Source organism: Escherichia sp. AM3, assembly GCF_032029835.1.
Classification (GTDB): domain Bacteria; phylum Pseudomonadota; class Gammaproteobacteria; order Enterobacterales; family Enterobacteriaceae; genus Escherichia; species Escherichia coli.
This window is the reverse complement of record NZ_JAVUPQ010001218.1, coordinates 1-245: the sequence shown is the minus strand read 5'-3', so window position 1 is coordinate 245 and position 245 is coordinate 1. Positions and strand designations below refer to the sequence as shown.

Sequence of the window (245 nt, the reverse complement as noted above, 5' to 3'; positions counted from 1 at the left end):
CCCGGGTGCTGGATAAAGAGGCCTGGCCGCTGATGGTGGAGCGCTACGTGGCGCTGGCCTACGACAAAGGCGTGATGCGCAGCGCGAAAGATCTGCCGCAGCCGCTGCTGTGGCCGCAGCTCCAGGTAAGCGATGGGGAGAAATCCCACACCTGCAACGCATTTGGCATTTCGTCCGAACGCCCGATGATTGGGTTTTGCCCTGGCGCAGAATTCGGTCCGGCAAAACGCTGGCCGCACTATCAC

At 62.0% G+C, this 245-nt stretch carries 1 protein-coding gene; it reads left to right on the top strand.

The features are described 5' to 3' along the window. On the top strand, positions 1-245 hold a 245-nt coding region (locus RTW80_RS30375), incomplete at both ends, for a glycosyltransferase family 9 protein (protein ID WP_312721935.1).